Source organism: Acidobacteriota bacterium (genome assembly GCA_009861545.1).
In the GTDB taxonomy this organism is placed as follows: Bacteria; Acidobacteriota; Vicinamibacteria; order Vicinamibacterales; family UBA8438; genus WTFV01.
The window spans coordinates 17,982-33,780 of sequence record VXME01000088.1; the positions used below are offsets into that span (position 1 = coordinate 17,982).

Genomic DNA, 15,799 nt, shown 5'->3' on the forward strand with positions numbered 1-15,799 from the left:
GTCTCGCGCAAGGTGAGGACCGTGAAACGGCTCGTCGCGCACGTGGCGACAGGTGGGGCGTCCGGTCCTGCGGACCACGCTACCCGGTTGAATGTGCACGTGCCATCAGTTACTCTGAATCGCTCCCTGCCCCCCACCCGAAGGAGAGAACGATGCCCCGCCCGGCGGATGCCGAGACCGTCACCTGCGATTCCCCATATGACCAGAGCGCGCGAAGAGGAGGCGGCGCAGGCGGCGGCCGGCCGGCGTCTTCAATCCGCCCGTCGGCGGAGCCGGAGTTCCCCGGCTGCCGTCCGTTTCGCTTGACGAAGGAGGATGTCGAGGCATACGAGGGCCGGTTCGAGTATTGGAGCGCCGACACCGAAACCGCCTGGAAGATGTGCGAGCCGACCAGCCGCACGCACGAGCAGCCGTCGCAGCGGCTCGCCGCCCTGGGCCAGGTGATTGCCGCCGTCCGGGGCGCCCCCATCGAGTGCTACGGCAGCATGGACCTGATCCTGCGCAACGAACGGGGCGAGAAGTGGCGCATTCTCCAGGCTGACCAGGTGGCGTACCTGTATCCGGGTCGCGCCCGGCTGCCGGTTCACGACCTGGTCATCGGCGAGCACGACCTGCCGGACGTCGTGGTCGAGGTGGATCACACCACGGACGTGCGGCGCGGCAAGCTCGGCCTCTACGAAGCGTGGGGCTTCCCGGAGATGTGGGTGGACGTCCCCGACCAGACGTCGCCGAGCCGCCCGGCGGGCCGTACGCCCGGGCTGACCATCCACCTGCTCGACGGCGATCGCTTCCGGACAACCAACGTCAGCCGTGCCTTCCCCGGCTGGACCGCGGCGGAGATCCACACCGCCATGAACGAGCGTCTGCCCTCGGCGGCCACCACCCGGGTCCTCGAGCGCGTCGGCCGGACACTGGGCGCGCGCGACGGCACCGGCCCCGACGACACGCCGTGGCTGCGCCGGCAGCGTGCCGAAGGGCGTGCGGCGGGACGGAAGGAAGGAATCGCCGAGGGCCGCGCCCGGCTTCTGAACGTCGTCATTCGGAAGACGCTGGCTTCGCGTGGTATCCCCGCCGGCGACACCACGCTCGACGCTGTCGATCTGGTGAGGCTGACGGACGAGGACGTTATGGACGCCTTGACGGATTGCCGGGACGTGATGGACTTCCGCGTCCAGTTGAGATCCCGGCACAGCCGAGACGACTGACTGAACGCCCTCCGGCAGACCGGTTCCCTCCGCGAGCCGATCAGGCGTGGGTGATACAGTAACCACCATGGAAGTCGATCCTAAAGAGCGTCTGCATCGCCTGGTCGACCACCTGCCGGAAGCAGAGGTCCACGCGGCCGCGCGGTATCTGGAATACCTGAGTGAATGCGGCGACCCGTTGGTCCGAATCGCGACGGCCGCCCCGGAAGAGGACGAGGAGTTGAGCGAACGAGGACGCCGATTCCTGGACGAGGGACGGGAGGACCTGGCGGCCGGCCGAACCCACACCTTGGACGAGGTGAAGCGGGAGCTCGACCTCTGACCTGGACCGTAGAGTTCTCGAGTCGAGCCGTCCGCGATCTGAAGCAACTGGATCGGCCGACGCGCGCCCGCGTCGTTGACGCCATCGAACGACACGCGAGCACCGGTGCCGGCGATATCAAGCGCCTTCGGGACCGTGACGCTGAATGGCGGCTCCGTGTCGGCGACTGGCGCATTCTCATTTCCTATCGATTCGGGTTGAGAAAAGTCGAGATTCTCCGAGTCCTGCACCGCAAGGATGCGTATCGCTGAGGCCACGTTCCCGAACGGTCGCCCACCTGCTTCGCGGCTACCGCCGCCGACTTTCGGGCACGCCTTCGTAAGGACGCCACTGAGAAACGCCCTTTTCCGGCTGCGCGGAGTTGCCGCCCAAGCTCAGAGCCGATGACGAGAAGGAATAGGCGTCCGGTCGTTGTCGATTGTGCTGCCGGGTAGCAATGTTGCGATCAATAGTTCGAGTGAAGCAGCTCGACACTCTGCCCACTGAGCCACTTCAGAAACCTGTCGGGCCTGCTGAATGACGGTGGCGTAGCACTTCGCTCAATCCAGCCGTCGTGCACGGAGAGGCCGCCCCACGACTCGAGAAGTTCCGACAAGACTCGATACGCCGGACCGGGTCTCCGGCTGGGACTCTCCGGCCGTGGCCTCCCGACTCGCCGGTTTCCGATGGGCAGACATCTCGAATACCCACCACTACGCTCGGGTGCAGCGCGAAGAATCACATCCGAGGGTTCATAAGTTCCCGGGACGCAGCGGGTGTGCGCATTCTCATGCAACCTAGGCCCTGAGACTTCCCTGGCTCGAAGGACTTCCTTGACAAACATCTGGCCTATGAGGGCGTACAATAGATTGTCGTCTGTGGGGCGTACAGGGCGCAGACCCTCATAGAATGCGACAAAGTCCCCGGGTTTCATTGCCGCAATCTTCTTCCCGCGTTTCACGTCGTCGCCATAGGTCAGGCACTCGAAATCTGGATCGAGGTGCGTACTCATGCGCGCGAGTCGTTCAGGCATCCTCGGCCAGCCCGTCAGGGCGGCCTCGAACGCCCGATAAGACGTCTCCATCCCGGAGCGTTGGTTGTTGGCATATTCAGAAATGGGGACGTACACGAACGACCAGTCGTCCGGGTCTACCGGTGCGTTCCAACCGCCGTACGTTCCGTCAACACCGACGCGAACCAGAAGCCCCGTTATCCCGCGTTCATCATGTACCGAGGAAGTCATATCGGCATCGTAGGCACTCCCGGCCAGCCGCGTCAGTAGTCCTCGGCCCGTAGCGAGGCGCGGATGATCTCCCGGTCGTTGCGGTGTACGATGTGGCCGTTCGCGTAGGCGGGATGCGACCAGTTGATCACCCGGGACGCGATGCGGCCGTGCGGCGTCCGGGTGCCGGAGCTGCCCGTCGGCTCGATCAGCCGCGTGCGGCTCAGCTCGACGTAGCCCGCCGGCGTGAACTGCGCGATCATCAGGAAGCCGTCGTCGTTGTTGACGAAGTAGCGGTCCTCGTGGCGCACCAGGAACGCGGTGGCCCAGCGCGCCTGCGCGGTCATGTCCGGGCTCATCCACAGCCGTTCGCCGGTCCGTGCGTCGAGCGCCCGCAGCTCCCCGTAGCTGTCGACCCCGTAGACGTAGTCGCCGATGATGATCGGGGTCGTCACCATCGCGTGGATGGTGTCGGTATCGCCCGGCAGCTCGCTGCGGCTCTGCCCCTGCCACAGATGGGTCGCGGCCGGCCGGTCCTGGCTGAGCCGCATCATCATCGAGCCGTTGAAGAACTGCGAGACCAGCAGGTAGTCGCCGCTGCGCACCGGGGTGGCCACCGTCACGCCCATCGACACGTCCCACGGCTGCTCCCAGTAGACCTCGCCGGTCTCCGGGTCGAGCGACGCCAGCGCAAGAGGATGCCAGACGATCAGTTGGCGGACCCCGCCCGCCTCGTAGATGACCGGCTGCGCGTAGCCCATCTCGGAGCCCGTCTCGATGGCCCGCCAGATCTCCTCGCCGGTGTGCTTGTCGAACGCCATGACCAGCGCGTCGGGCTCGCCGCCGACCACCGTGATGAGCCGATCGCCGTCGACCAGCGGCGCGCTGACGATGCCCCAGACCGGCACGCTGGTGTCGTACTCGGCGACGTAGTCCTTCTCCCAGAGCACGCGGCCGGTCTCGACGTCGAAGCAGAACAGCCGCCCGGTCCCGCCGACGACGTAGACGCGGTCTCCGTCTACCGTCGGGGTGGCGCGCGGACCCACGGCATAGGCGACCGACAGCATCCGGTAGCTGGTCTGCCACTCGTGCGTCCAGAGCACCTCGCCGGTTTCCTCGTCGAGAGCCAGCGCGCGCTCGGTGCCGTCGAGGGTGCGCGACGCCGGATCCTCCATCCAGTCGGTGATGAAGATGCGCCCGTCAGCGACGGCCGGACCGGAGTACCCCGACCGGACGGGTGTGCGCCACGCGACGCGCAACTCCGCCGGCAGTTGTTCGACGATGCCGGTCTCGTTCCAGACCGCGAGGCGGTCCGCGCCGCGCCACTGCGGCCAGTCCTCCGCCGAGACGATCTCGACGGCTGCTGCCGCGATCACCATTGCACCCACGAGACTCAGGATCTTGCGCACGGGATCTCCTCCGTCCTCCACGGACCGTGTCGGCGCTGTTGCCTCACCCTACCGGCCGGGCAAGGATGATCCGGTCGCCCGCGAATCACTTGCGGCCGCCCTCAACCTCGGCCGCCGCGCGGGCGTCCTGCTCGAGAATTCGCGCCCCGCCGAGGATGCCGCGGAACGAGTAGTTCGCTTCGTGACAGGCGTACTCGTAGACCCGATCGTCCGTGGCCGGCCAGACGTACTCGCCGCTCCAGGGCGCGGTCCAGACCGTCGGGTCGTCGACGGTGAACTCGTAGAGCAGCGCATCCGGAGCGATGCGCGTGAACCGTTCCACCACGTGCAGGTTGCGCGACGCGCCGCCGAGGGCCGGCGTGTCGTTGAAGTTGGTGGTGTCGACGACGAGCGTGTCGCCCTCCCATTGGCCCACCGAGTCGCCGAGCCAGCTCCGGATTTCGGGCGGCGCGTGCTCCTGGTTCATCCGCACGATGCGCGCGTCGTGCACCATCTCGACGTGGATCAGCACGTGGTGCTCGGTCTGCACGATCTTCTTCAGGTTGTTGTAGAGCACGGGCAGCATCGGCGGACCACCCACCGATCCGAACCCGAGAAGGCAGCGCTCGGCGAGCGGACGAATCTCGGGATCGTCGTAGGGGCCGGGCGCGTCCAGATCGTCCTCGAGCCACCAAGCGGTCCCGCTGTTGGGGCGGAAGAAACGCGCCCGTTGCGCCGCGCGCGCCTGCGCCGCGGCAGTCAGGGGCGGACGACGGCCATCCGGCGGATCGGTGATGATCGACGTACGCCACTCACCGTCGATCCGGAAGACACCGGTGCCGCGATCGACCCAGAACGTGTTGTAGCCACCGACGTTGCCAGCCGCGCCGGCCGAGCCGTCACCGCCCACAGGCGGCGCCACCTGCTCCGCCTCCTGCTCACCCGTCTCGGCGATACGGGCTTCGCGACGCTCGTCGGACCCGCTCGGCGCGATGCTGTACAGCGTCCTGAGCGCCCCGGGATCCGACTCGATGAGTGCCGCCTCCTCCGCCGTCAAGGTCCCCCGCGTGCCGAAACGCGGCGGGCGCTGCAGGGGCGTGAGCGTCGCGGTGTCGTAGGTACCCGACAGGTCGGGCTTGCCGCCCGGCGTGCGCGGAATCCCGTCCTGCCCCGCCGCCGCCGGCAACGCCAGCCCCAGGGCGAGACACGCAACGACGAATCGACTGGTCATCGTCTCCTCCCGCACTCGAAACGGGCGCACCGCGGACTGCGCGGCGCGCCCCTCCTCCATCCGCCGGCGACGATTGCCGCCCAACCGGGCCCGGCCAGAGGGTCTACGCCGTTTCGGCGGCGCAGACTCCTAGCGGCCGGCCGCCGCGGCCTCGGCCGCCAACTCCTTCTCGAGCGCCCCGGCCATGATGTTGTAGAGGCCGTAGTTCCCCTCGTGGCAGGCGTACTCGAAGATCGGCTGATCGTTCTTCGTCATCGGGATCCGGTAGGTCCACGGCCGGTCCCAGGCGTTCGGATCCTCGACCGTCACGTCGTACAACAACGTCCCCTCGGAAACCCGCGTGAAGCGCTCGACGAGGTTCAACGCCGCGGTGGTGACGCCGCGGCGGAAGCTGGTCTCGCGCAGGAAGTTCCGGGTCTCGACGACCAGCGTGTCGCCTTCCCAGTGCCCGCGCGAATCGCCCATCCACTGCCGCAGACCATCCGGCAGATGCGAGCGTCCGTCGAGCGGGATCACGCGCGAGCTGTGGACCATCTCGTTCAGCAGCACGACGTGGTCCTCGGTCTGGAACAACTGCACGTTCTGGTTGTAGCCTCCCGGCGTCATCGGCGGCCCGGAGTTGAAGCCGAGGATGCAGCGGACCGCGAACATCCCGGAGCCGAGCGTGTCGAGGAAGCCGCCGGGGGTCGGCTCGTGGCGATTGACGCCTTCGCGCGCCAGCATCTCCGCGTCCAGCTTCGCCTGCGCGATGTCGTTGAGCGGCGGAACGCGGCCGCTGGGCGGGTCGATGACCAGCGACGTCTGGTTGGTCGCGGCCACCGTATCTCCCGGATCGAACCAGAACTGGTTGTAGTTGCCCACCCCGTCCGCGGGCTCGATGGTGTCCCGGATCTCGAAGGCGGCCAGACGGTCGGCCTCGAACTGTGCGGCCTGCTCCTCGGTGAAGAACGCCTGATCCGCCAGATCCTCCGGCCGCTCGAACGGCGTGAGCGTGCGGAAGTCCCAGACGCCGTTCAGATCCGGAGCGCCCCATGCGGTGCGCGGCGGAGCATCCTCTGCCACGTCCTGGGCGTGCGCCGCGGGCGCGGGCGCCAAAACCAGGGCGACGACGACCGCGAACGACGACGCGAGCATTCGATTGGCCACGGTGGACCTTCCTTTCTGCGACCCGCCCGAGTCCGGGTCATTCGTTTCGCCGAGTCGTGCAATCCTGGCCCGGCAATCGTCGCCGAACGCGACCGCGGCGGTCGCGCCGCAGCTTCCGATCGCCGCCCAAGCAGGCCTGACCAGAAGTCTACGCCCTGGTGCTACTGTCCGTCGAAGACGTACTGCACCACCGACGACTCGGTGACGTCCTCGATGGGCGACGCCGAGCGGGTGCTACTGTCCGTCGAAGACGTACTGCACCACCGACTGGAGCCGGCCCGGCTCCGCCGCAAAGTCCCTGAGCTGCACCGGCACCGAATACCCGCCGACCACGTCCTCGACCGACTGTCCGGCCGCCTGGCCCGCCTTGGCCGCGTCGACGATGCCGTTGTAGAACGTGCTGTAGTTCACGAGATCGTCCCACACCAGCGTCTCGTCGTTGTGGCCCGGGATGATGATGTCCACGTCCGGGATCCCGGCGACGGCCTTCCGCAGGGTCTCGCCGAACTCGAGCGCGCTGCCGTTGCCGTTCGCCACGTCGAGGAAAGGCAGACCCTTGCGTGCGAACATGTCGCCGGTGTGCAGGGTGCGTGCGCCGCGGAAGACGATCCAGGTGTCGCCGTCGGTGTGCCCGCGGCCGAAGTAGTAGAGGTCGATCGCGTCCGGGCCGCCGAACAGCGTCATCCGGTCCGCGAACGTGGTCTGCGGCAGGTACTTGGCGTTGTCGCCCTTGAACGCGTCGCAGTTGGTCACCGGCTCGCAGGTCTCGCGCGACATCTGCGCCGCGGTGTTCTCGTGCACCACGATGTTCACCGAGTCGGAGAACTCGACGTTGCCGCCGCTGTGATCGTAGTGGGTGTGCGTATTGATGATGGTCGTCACCGGCTTCGGCGTGATCTTCGCGATCTCGGCCAGGATGTCCTGCCCGTAGCCGTAGATCTTCGTGTCGACCAGGGTCACGCCGGACGCGGTGAGGAAGATGGCCGTGTTGCCGCCGCTGCGCATGCCCTGCTCGGCCGGATCGTTGGCGAGCATGTAGAGGTTGTGCGCCACCTCGTGCAGCACGAGGTTGGCGCGCGGCTCCTCGGCCGGCTCCTGCGCCACGTTGGCGGCGGCCGTCGCCAGGACGCCCACCGCGGTCACGACTCCGAGACAGACCATGCGTAGCATCGCTCCCTCCATCGGCTCGCTCACGGATCCGCTTCGACTCTCGCTGTCGTCCCCCTCCAGCGGACCGGTCGTGACAGGCGACCGACCGTTGTGACCAGATCCTACCGCCCGCGGCCGGCGGACGCTATCCCTTCCGGCTGCCTCTCCCATCCCGCCGCGCGACCGGTTCGGCGCCGGATCCGCGGCACGGACGATGCGTCCGGGCGCCGCCGCCCGGCTTCTCGGCTATAGTGCGGAAAGTGCGGCGTTCTCGGGAGGCTGGCATGACGACAGGCAATGGACAGTCGCGGCGTGCGTTCGTCAAGCAGGTGGGCGCCGCCGCCGGCGCGGTAGCCCTTTCGTCCACCGCCATGGCCGCGGCGGGCCGGCCGGTCCCCCAGCTTCCCGCGGAGACGCCACGGTCCGTGCATCCGACGCTCAACCGCAGGGCGCGCGGCTGGCTCCGCTTCCTGTGGGAGAAGGCGACCACGCCCGACGACTGGAGCGCCGACGGCGTCCCGCACATGTGGTGGGACCGCTACTCGAACCCGGTCGTCACCAGCTACGGGCGCTTCGACCTGCACAACTCCTCGTACGCCCTGCTGCTCATGGCCGACGAGACGCCGGCGTGGCGCGAGGTCTACACGCGGATCGCGGACGGACTCGCCAGCCGCTACCCCACCTACTGGGGCGCCATCGACTGGCTGACGCAGATCGGCGACGACCCGCGGCGGGCGAACTATCCCCCGCACGTCATGCAGATGATCCCCGAACGTCTCCGGGGCAACTACAACCGCATCGGCTGGACGGCGAACGGCATCGAGCCCTGGGGCCTCGCGCGCGATCCGATCGGCGCGGAGGGCAACCTCTTCTTCCGGGGCTGGTTCAACCTCGTGCTGGGCATCTACCGCTACATCTCGGGCGACGACAAGTACGAGCGGCCGTTCGGGGTCACCGGCTACGGCGACGAAGTGTTCGAGTGGGACCAGCACGGCATCGCGGCGCTGCTCGAGCGGCAGTACCGCGAGCGCCCGGAAGGACCGCAGTGCGAGAACACCAAGATCTGGTTCCCGTGCAACGCGGCCGCCGGGCTCGGCATGTACCTGTACGACAGCATCCACGGCCGCTCGACGCACCGGCCCGTGCAGGGCTGGCTGGAGTACGCGCGGGAGAACTTCCTGGGGATCGGTAACGACGGCAGGCTGGAATGGGTCACCAGCTACTACGACCCGATCGTCAATCACAAGGCCAACGGCGGCCCCGGAGCGGGGGTCGGAACCGCGTTCCTGCTGCTGCCGCAGGACCGGGAGCTGGCCACGTTTCTCTACGAGTCGGCGGCGAACGCCCTGGGCTGGAACGACCCGCGGGTCGAGATCCGCGCGTCGCAACCGGGGCTGGTGATGGCGCGCGAGCTCGGCGACCACACCGCGGTGGCGCGGCTCCGGGCGGCGGCCGAGCGGGAGTACGATCCCCGCTTCTTCGGCGACGACGACGAGATGTTCGGCTGGTGGTTCGGCTTCGACGAGGCATACCCGCGGGGGCAGCGCAGCGCCAGCATGATGGTGTCCGAGGTCGGTCTGGGCGACGCCTGGTACCGGGCCTTCGAGGCCCCGCATCTGGACAAGTTCGCGGCCCCGACCGTGGAGGGCGTCGACTTTCCTTCGCTCGGCATCTACCAAGCGTGGAACGACACCGGGAGCGGCGCGCTTCACGTCGGCACCTACGCCGCCGCGTCCGACCGCCGCGGCCTGGATACCACGTGGCGGGTCACCAACCTGCCGAGCACCGACGACGTCTTCATCCTCTGCGACGGCGAACCGTTCCGGCGGTTCAGCGTCGACGGGCCGAACGCCATCCGCCTGGATACGACCATCGACATGCGGCACTACCAGATCTTCACCGGCTATCGGGGACCGGGAGAACGGATCGCCGAAGCCCGCCGGCGGGAACGGCCGGCTCACGGCGCAACGGCAGCGGGGCCGGGCGCGGCGGCGGAAGGCCCGACGACGAGCCGGCCGGCGCCGAACGCAAGCAACGCCACGAGCAGCCTCTCCCCGAGCGGACCGAGCTGTGCCTGCTGCGTTGCGTAGGCAGAGCCCGACGGACGCACCACAGACCCGACGCGGAACGGCAACCACGCGGCGGCCATCCCATCTTGCGCGGGGCCGAGGGCGTGCCCCCGAAGCGTCCTCCGGGCATCCTCCCGGGGGCAACTGAACCGTGCGCGCCGCTTTCGCGTCCATATCGATCAGGAGGCGCACGCATGATTCTGACCACCACGCCCGGCATCGAAGGCAGGTCCATCCGCGACTACCGGGGCATCGTCACCGGAGAGGCCATCGTCGGGGCGAACATCTTCAAGGACTTTTTCGCGGGCATCCGGGACATCGTCGGCGGTCGCTCCGCCGCCTACGAGCAGGAGTTGCAGAAGGCGCGCGACCTCGCCTTCCGGGAACTGGAGGACGCGGCGCGGCGACAGGGCGCGCACGCCGTCATCGGGATCGACCTCGACTACGAAGTGGTCGGGCAGGGCGGGAGCATGCTCATGGTGACAGTCAGCGGCACCGCGGTCACGCTCGGCTGACGCTTTCCGTACCCGCCGCCGGCACGCGACCGGCCGGTTGGAGGTAGCGACGCCGAAGCCGAACGCCGATCCGGATTCGACGACAACGCGCTACACTCCGCGTCGGCCACCACGATGCGGAGTCGCGTGAACCTCCCGGTCGTGTTGTTCGGCATCCTCGTCGCGTTGTGCCTCGTGACGGCCGTCGCGTTCGTCATCGAGGAAACGCCGTACGAGGACGTGCCGGCTTCCGGCGGCGGGGTCCAGCGCGTCCGCGCCGGGCACGGGGTGACGCACCCGGCGTTCGCGTCGATGGATCACGGCGGATCCGGCGCCGAGCGCCACGCACCGATCCTGTGGCTCGCCTGGGCCTTCGGACTGCTGCAGCTCGCCCTGATCGTCGGCTGCCTGATGCTCGGCCTGGCCCCGGCCGGCCGAGCCCGATACCGGCTCGCGGCGTGCGGCGTCCTGCTCGGCGTCCTCTTCACGATGATGGTGGCCACCTATCGCGGCTACCTCGACACCGCCGCGCCGCTGCCGTTCCTCGCGCTGCCGGCGCCGACCGCGTGGTTTCTGTACGGCTTCTGGCCGGCGCAGTTCCTCGTCGTGGCGCTCTACGCCCGCATCTTCCGCCGCGCGGTGCTGACCGGCGAGCAGTCGGCGCGGTTCCGCGCGATCCTGGCCGAAGCCCGCCGCCGCCAGGACTGACGACGATGGACGAGACCCGCTCCCTCGTCACGTTCCTGTGCATCGCCGCCTATTTCGCCGTCTGCATCGGGGTCGGGGTCTGGGCGTTGCGGCGCACCACGTCGACGCGCGACTTCTTCATGGCGGGCCGGGACCTCGGCATCCTCGTGACCGGCCTGGCGATCTTCTCCAGCCAGATGAGCGGATTCGGCTTCGTCGGCGGACCGGGGCTGGTCTATCGCATGGGGCTGAGCTCGGCCTGGATGACGGTCATCGCCCCGCTCGCCTTCAGTTGCTCGTTCTACCTGCTGGCCACCCGGCTGCGTATGGTGGCGGAGCTGCGCGACACCATCTCCCTGCCGGATGCGGTGGCGGCCCGCTACCGCAGCGAGCAGGCGCGCCTGCTCACGGCGATCGCGATTCTCCTCGGCGTGGTCGGCTACCTGGGCACGCAGATTCTGGCGATGGCGACGGTGCTGCGCGACGTGCTGAACAACGTGTCGTTCCTACCGGAAGTGTCCCTCGCGGCCTGCATGGCGATCGCCTGCGCGGTGCTGGTGTTCTACTGCGTGACCGGCGGCATCCTGGCGTCGGTGTACACCGACCTCGTGCAGGGCGGCATCATGATCGTGGCCGCGATCTTCGTGTTCGTCGCCGCGCTGAACGCCGTCGACGGCGGACTGCCCGGTCTCGTGACCACGCTGATCGCCGACGACCCGGAGGCGATCTCCCCCTGGGGCACGCTGGGCATGCTGGGCTCCCTGTCCTGGTTCCTGGTCTTCGTGCTCGGCAGCGCCGGTCAGCCGCATGTCATCACCAAGTTCATGATGAACCGCCGCGTCGAGGACGCGCGCCGCACGTTGCCGGTCAGCGCCGCCGGCTACGTGTTGTGCTCGCTCCTGTGGCTCGGCATCGGGTTGTCGATGCGGGCGCTCGTCGTTCAGGGAGGCCATCCCGAACTGGCGAATCCGGACGAGGCGGCGCCGCAGTTCCTGCAGTTCCACGCCGGCCCGATGCTGGCCGGCATCGTCTTCGCAGGTCTCTTCGCCGCGATCATGTCGACCGCGGACAGCTTTCTGAACCTCGGCGCCGCCGCCGTCGTGCACGACATCCCGCGGGCGCTGACCGGGCGGCCGCTGTCGAACCAGTTGTTCTGGGCGCGCGTGGCAACGGCCGGGCTGGCGGTCGGATCGGCCGTCTTCGTGCTCCATTCGCGGCAGGATCTCGTGGCGCTGCTCGGCGCCTTCGGATGGGGGACGTTCGCCGCCGCGCTGGTGCCGGCGGTCGCCATCGGGTTCAACTGGAAACGCGCCACCGCGGCGGCCGCCAACGTGGCCATCGCGAGCAGTCTCGTCGTGAACTTCGGGATCGAGTTGTTCGGGGTGGCGCTCCCCTACGGCATCAACGGCGGATTCGTCGCGCTGCTGCTGTCGATGACGCTGTTCTTCGGCATCTCGCTGGCGTCGCCGCCGCCGCGGATCGACCCCGACATCGAGGCGGTCATGGACCTGTAGCGCCCCTAAAACGCGTCGCGGGCCTGGCGCTTCGACCCGTCCCCCCGGCTCCGTGACCTTGCGCACGGCGGGCTGAATCGACAGCGTCATTCCCGTGTTCTACACTAATCCGGGAATCGTTCCACGGCGCAGACTCCCAGGCAACAACCCTGACGACAGCCGATGATCCTGGCGAATCGGCACATCGACGCCGGCGACGAGCCCTTCCACGCCACGCTGCGCATCCAGCCCGCGTCCCGCATCGACCTCATCGACGTCCGGGGCACCTTGCGCGAGAGGTTCGGGTCCGAGTTCACGCGTTATCCGAAGGCGTTCTACATCTCGGACCACACCACCGCCGGCTACCTGGACCGGCGTCTCGCGGAGGTGCTCGATCACGACGGGGACAACATCCAGGACTATCTGCAGGTCTTCCAGAAGCTCTTTCCTCCCGGCGCGGGCTACGTCCACGACGAGCTGCACCTGCGCACGGAGCTGTCCGACGAGCAGCGCGCCAGCGAGCCCCGCAACGCCGATTCCCATCTGACGTTCATGGGCGGCGGGCTGCGCAACTGCGTCTCCTACGCGCAGCAGGGCGACGAGCCGGTATGGTTCGTGGAGCTGGACGGCGTCCACGTCGGCGGCACCCGCCAGCGGCGCACGACGGTAATCGCCTACAATCGCGAGGAAGATGTCGTCCGTCTGCAGGTGCAGCTACCTGCATCGTCGCATTCCATCGACGCCCAGAACCTGCGCGACCCGCGGCTCGGCTTCATCGACCAGTTGCAGAACCTGGCGCGGAAGCATGCAGTGACGTTCGGGCGCTTCGACGTCTCCCTGCCTGCCGAAGAACGCCACGCCGGGCTGACGGTGAACGAGTACGAGACCCTGCTGATGAACCACGACCTGCGCGAGGTCATCGGCAACCCGCTGCGCTTCATGGTGCAGATGGGCAAGATGGGCAGGGAGGCGCTCCAGGCGCCGCTGACCATCCCCGCCCGGGCGCTCAACTACGCCCAGTACGACGCCGTCCAGTTGTTCAACGAGCTCATGGATCGGGTCGGCGTGCGCCGCTCGGTGGTGGAGCGCCTGGTGAACCGCGCCCTGGCTCTTCCGGTCTCGCACTTCCTGCGCATGAAGCGCGGAATCAGCCTGCCGATTCTGGACCGCCGCGGAGACGGGTTCGGCGAGATCGGTTGGGGCACCTACCAGAGCCCGATCCTGGTCCAGTGGAAGGGAACCGAGGATCCGACCCGGACCCTCAACGTGCGGCTCGTCCGGTTCGTGTAGGTCCAGCCGCCGCGGCTACCCTTCTCGCGACCCGTATCCCGGCAACACGGCGAGGGTCGCCGCAATCGACGGCAGGTTCTCCGGATCGAGCCACTCCCGCCGGACGAAGAAGCCCGTCACGACACGCGTATCTATCCGCTCCGCGCCGGCGGCGTACTCCACGAGCAACTCCCCCTGCCGCCGGTAGAAGCGATGGGCGAGCGTAGCCGGATCCAGAATCCAGTACTCCTCGACCCCGTGCTGCTCGTACTCGGCGAACTTCGGCCCCACGTCGCGGTCCGCGGTGCGCGGGCTCAGGACCTCCACGACGAAGTCCGGCGCTCCTTCGACATGCGTGTCCCGAATCTGGCGCCGGCGGCCGGCGCGGTAGAACGCCAGGTCGGGAAGGAACACGTTCCGCGAGCTCAGCCGTACGGCGACTGCTTCCCGGTAGAGAAAGCCGAGGTCGCGGCGGTCGACGTACGCCCGCAGGATCCCGTCGAGGAAATTCAGGAGATCCGCGTGCCGAATGGACACCGCCGAATGCACGAAGATCTCCCCGTCGATGAGATCGGCGAACCGCTCCGTGTCGAGCCACCCGAAGAAGTCCTCCGCGGTGAGCAGCTCGCGATCGAAGCCTGCCGCGACCGACACGGTTGTCGGCATGACTGCACTGTAACACGCGGGTACGGAAGAAACCGCCGGCAGGATCGGCTAGCGATCCTGCCGGCGCTGGATCCTGCGCCAATGCGGGCGGTCAGTCGATCCTTCGTGGGTCGTGTACGCTCCGATTCCGACTCCGGAACTCCGCAACGGACCTCTACGGGCCCGTCGGCTTGCCCTTCTCTCTCTGTTCGTTCTCCCATTCCCGTGCGGCGGCCCGGGTGGTCCGGTTGCCGACCTGGAAGATGTGCCCCTTCTCCCAGCCAGACTTCTGCTGGTGTTCGGCCTCTCGGCGATCGATATCACCGGTGATCCCGGTGTGGACGATCCTGTTTCCCAACTTGAAGTGGTACTTGTACGCGGTTCTGCTGGTCGGCATGCCGCGGGTTCTCGAGCCTACGCGCAGACGTCGCCGAGATACCCGCCGCCGCCGCAGTAGCGAACGTCCTGAATCTGCAGCAGGATGCCGTCCGGGTCCGTGAAGTACAGCTCCGGCGTGCCCTCCGGCGCGCCGCCGCGGTCCGGCATCCGCATCGTCACGTAGGACGTAAGCGGCCCGGGCGGTCCCTGCGCGCCAGCGGCCCGGGGGCGGATGCCGAATTCCTCGAGCGTGGCCATCACCTCTTCGTGCTGGAAGTTCTCCATCGACATGCTCGCGTGGTGGATACGGGCAGGCCCTGGCCCCTGCGCGAGAGCCAGGAACTGTCGGCCGGAGCCGACCGACAGGAGCGGCAGCGCCCCCTGCGAGCGGGTGATCGGCATCCCGAACAGCCCCTGGTAGAAGTCGATGGACCGTTGCTGGTCCGAGACGAACACGGTGAAATGGTTGATGTCGTGGAGCGCGATCAAGCCGGCGCCCGGCGGCGGCTCGGGCGTCTCGCAGAGCTCGCCGAGCAGCCCTTCACCGCCGCAGTAGGTAACGTCCTGGAGCTGGCCCACGACGCCGTCGGGATCACCGAAGTAGAGCTCGGGAGTGCCTTCCGGCGCCCCGCCGAACTCGGCCCCGCGCATCCGGATGCGCACGCGCCGCGGTGCGTTCCCGCCCCCCGGTTCGGCCGGGGCGACCCCGTTCTCCCCCAGGATCCTGACCAGCCGGGCGTCGTCGAAGTCGTCCACCGTCAGGCAGAAGTGGCTGATGCGGGGCTGCACGTCGGGTCTTCCGCCGCCCAGGGCGAGGAACTGCGGGCCGTTCCCGATCCGCAGGACGAGCGTCCGCGCCTGGCGCGCGGCGATCGTCATCCCGAACAGGCCCTGGTAGAACTCCCGCGACCGCCCGATATCGGTGACGGTCAACGTGAGGTGGTTCCAGGAACGCACCGGTATCGGCGGTCCGCTCGCCTGTCCGGCCGCCAGACCGGTCCGCGGCAGGACGGCCGGCGCCGCCGCCAATGCGGCCAGCGATCCCATGAACGACCGGCGCGTCAGGCGTGAGTCGCCATCCCTGCGCCGAACGTCGTCGGCGGCGGCGAGGATATCGTGCAT

14 protein-coding genes are annotated in these 15,799 nt (G+C 68.3%); 7 read left to right on the top strand and 7 right to left on the bottom strand.

Features of this window, described 5'->3' with window-relative positions; translation table 11 throughout:
* The first annotated feature begins 152 nt into the window (after positions 1-152).
* Complete coding sequence (locus F4X11_14355; protein ID MYN66190.1) at positions 153-1,205, top strand: hypothetical protein; 1,053 nt, start codon at positions 153-155, stop codon at positions 1,203-1,205.
* Between the two features lie 165 nt (positions 1,206-1,370).
* A complete protein-coding gene (locus F4X11_14360; protein ID MYN66191.1) occupies positions 1,371-1,778 on the top strand; it encodes a type II toxin-antitoxin system RelE/ParE family toxin in 408 nt (135 codons plus the stop codon).
* 1,003 nt (positions 1,779-2,781) lie between these two features.
* Here the strand turns inward: F4X11_14360 and F4X11_14365 are convergent.
* From F4X11_14365 to F4X11_14380, 4 genes are all read right to left on the bottom strand, one after another.
* Positions 2,782-4,137 (bottom strand): PQQ-binding-like beta-propeller repeat protein, encoded by a 1,356-nt coding sequence (locus F4X11_14365; protein MYN66192.1) that lies wholly within the window; start codon positions 4,135-4,137, stop codon positions 2,782-2,784.
* Between the two features lie 85 nt (positions 4,138-4,222).
* Positions 4,223-5,347, bottom strand: a complete 1,125-nt coding sequence (locus F4X11_14370) for a hypothetical protein (GenBank protein MYN66193.1) — start codon at positions 5,345-5,347, stop codon at positions 4,223-4,225.
* A gap of 129 nt (positions 5,348-5,476) precedes the next feature.
* Positions 5,477-6,493, bottom strand: coding sequence for a hypothetical protein (locus tag F4X11_14375; protein MYN66194.1), 1,017 nt, complete (start codon positions 6,491-6,493; stop codon positions 5,477-5,479).
* 234 nt (positions 6,494-6,727) lie between these two features.
* Positions 6,728-7,813 (bottom strand): MBL fold metallo-hydrolase, encoded by a 1,086-nt coding sequence (locus F4X11_14380; GenBank protein MYN66195.1) that lies wholly within the window; start codon positions 7,811-7,813, stop codon positions 6,728-6,730.
* A gap of 113 nt (positions 7,814-7,926) precedes the next feature.
* Here F4X11_14380 and F4X11_14385 point away from each other — a divergent pair, with 113 nt between their 5' ends.
* From F4X11_14385 to F4X11_14405, 5 genes are all read left to right on the top strand, one after another.
* Positions 7,927-9,732 carry a hypothetical protein gene (locus F4X11_14385; GenBank protein ID MYN66196.1) on the top strand — a complete coding sequence of 602 codons (1,806 nt, stop codon included), beginning with the start codon at positions 7,927-7,929 and terminating at the stop codon, positions 9,730-9,732.
* A 173-nt stretch (positions 9,733-9,905) separates the two neighbouring features.
* Entirely contained in the window at positions 9,906-10,226 is a 321-nt protein-coding gene (locus tag F4X11_14390) for a heavy metal-binding domain-containing protein (GenBank protein ID MYN66197.1), read from the top strand.
* A gap of 126 nt (positions 10,227-10,352) precedes the next feature.
* Positions 10,353-10,913, top strand: a complete 561-nt coding sequence (locus F4X11_14395; protein ID MYN66198.1) for a hypothetical protein — start codon at positions 10,353-10,355, stop codon at positions 10,911-10,913.
* A gap of 5 nt (positions 10,914-10,918) precedes the next feature.
* Positions 10,919-12,406, top strand: coding sequence for a sodium/proline symporter (locus F4X11_14400; protein MYN66199.1), 1,488 nt, complete (start codon positions 10,919-10,921; stop codon positions 12,404-12,406).
* 162 nt (positions 12,407-12,568) lie between these two features.
* Positions 12,569-13,675 (top strand): hypothetical protein, encoded by a 1,107-nt coding sequence (locus tag F4X11_14405; protein ID MYN66200.1) that lies wholly within the window; start codon positions 12,569-12,571, stop codon positions 13,673-13,675.
* A gap of 15 nt (positions 13,676-13,690) precedes the next feature.
* Here F4X11_14405 and F4X11_14410 read toward each other — a convergent pair whose 3' ends face one another.
* The 3 genes from F4X11_14410 to F4X11_14420 all read right to left on the bottom strand — a co-directional run bounded on the left by F4X11_14410 (position 13,691) and on the right by F4X11_14420 (position 15,799).
* Positions 13,691-14,320, bottom strand: coding sequence for a Uma2 family endonuclease (locus F4X11_14410; GenBank protein ID MYN66201.1), 630 nt, complete (start codon positions 14,318-14,320; stop codon positions 13,691-13,693).
* Positions 14,321-14,474: 154 nt separating this feature from the next.
* Complete coding sequence (locus F4X11_14415) at positions 14,475-14,696, bottom strand: GIY-YIG nuclease family protein (protein MYN66202.1); 222 nt, start codon at positions 14,694-14,696, stop codon at positions 14,475-14,477.
* A 17-nt stretch (positions 14,697-14,713) separates the two neighbouring features.
* Positions 14,714-15,799 carry a VOC family protein gene (locus F4X11_14420; protein ID MYN66203.1) on the bottom strand — a complete coding sequence of 362 codons (1,086 nt, stop codon included), beginning with the start codon at positions 15,797-15,799 and terminating at the stop codon, positions 14,714-14,716.

Excerpts from the sequence above, each read along its gene's own strand:
- F4X11_14355 (MYN66190.1), top strand. The coding sequence starts at position 153 with ATGCCCCGCCCGGCGGATGCCGAGACCGTCACCTGCGATTCCCCATAT.
- F4X11_14360 (MYN66191.1), top strand. The coding sequence starts at position 1,371 with ATGCGGCGACCCGTTGGTCCGAATCGCGACGGCCGCCCCGGAAGAGGA.
- F4X11_14370 (MYN66193.1), bottom strand. The coding sequence starts at position 5,347 with ATGACCAGTCGATTCGTCGTTGCGTGTCTCGCCCTGGGGCTGGCGTTG.
- F4X11_14380 (MYN66195.1), bottom strand. The coding sequence starts at position 7,813 with ATGGGAGAGGCAGCCGGAAGGGATAGCGTCCGCCGGCCGCGGGCGGTA.
- F4X11_14385 (MYN66196.1), top strand. The coding sequence starts at position 7,927 with ATGACGACAGGCAATGGACAGTCGCGGCGTGCGTTCGTCAAGCAGGTG.
- F4X11_14390 (MYN66197.1), top strand. The coding sequence starts at position 9,906 with ATGATTCTGACCACCACGCCCGGCATCGAAGGCAGGTCCATCCGCGAC.
- F4X11_14400 (MYN66199.1), top strand. The coding sequence starts at position 10,919 with ATGGACGAGACCCGCTCCCTCGTCACGTTCCTGTGCATCGCCGCCTAT.
- F4X11_14405 (MYN66200.1), top strand. The coding sequence starts at position 12,569 with ATGATCCTGGCGAATCGGCACATCGACGCCGGCGACGAGCCCTTCCAC.
- F4X11_14410 (MYN66201.1), bottom strand. The coding sequence starts at position 14,320 with ATGCCGACAACCGTGTCGGTCGCGGCAGGCTTCGATCGCGAGCTGCTC.
- F4X11_14415 (MYN66202.1), bottom strand. The coding sequence starts at position 14,696 with ATGCCGACCAGCAGAACCGCGTACAAGTACCACTTCAAGTTGGGAAAC.
- F4X11_14420 (MYN66203.1), bottom strand. The coding sequence starts at position 15,799 with ATGCACGATATCCTCGCCGCCGCCGACGACGTTCGGCGCAGGGATGGC.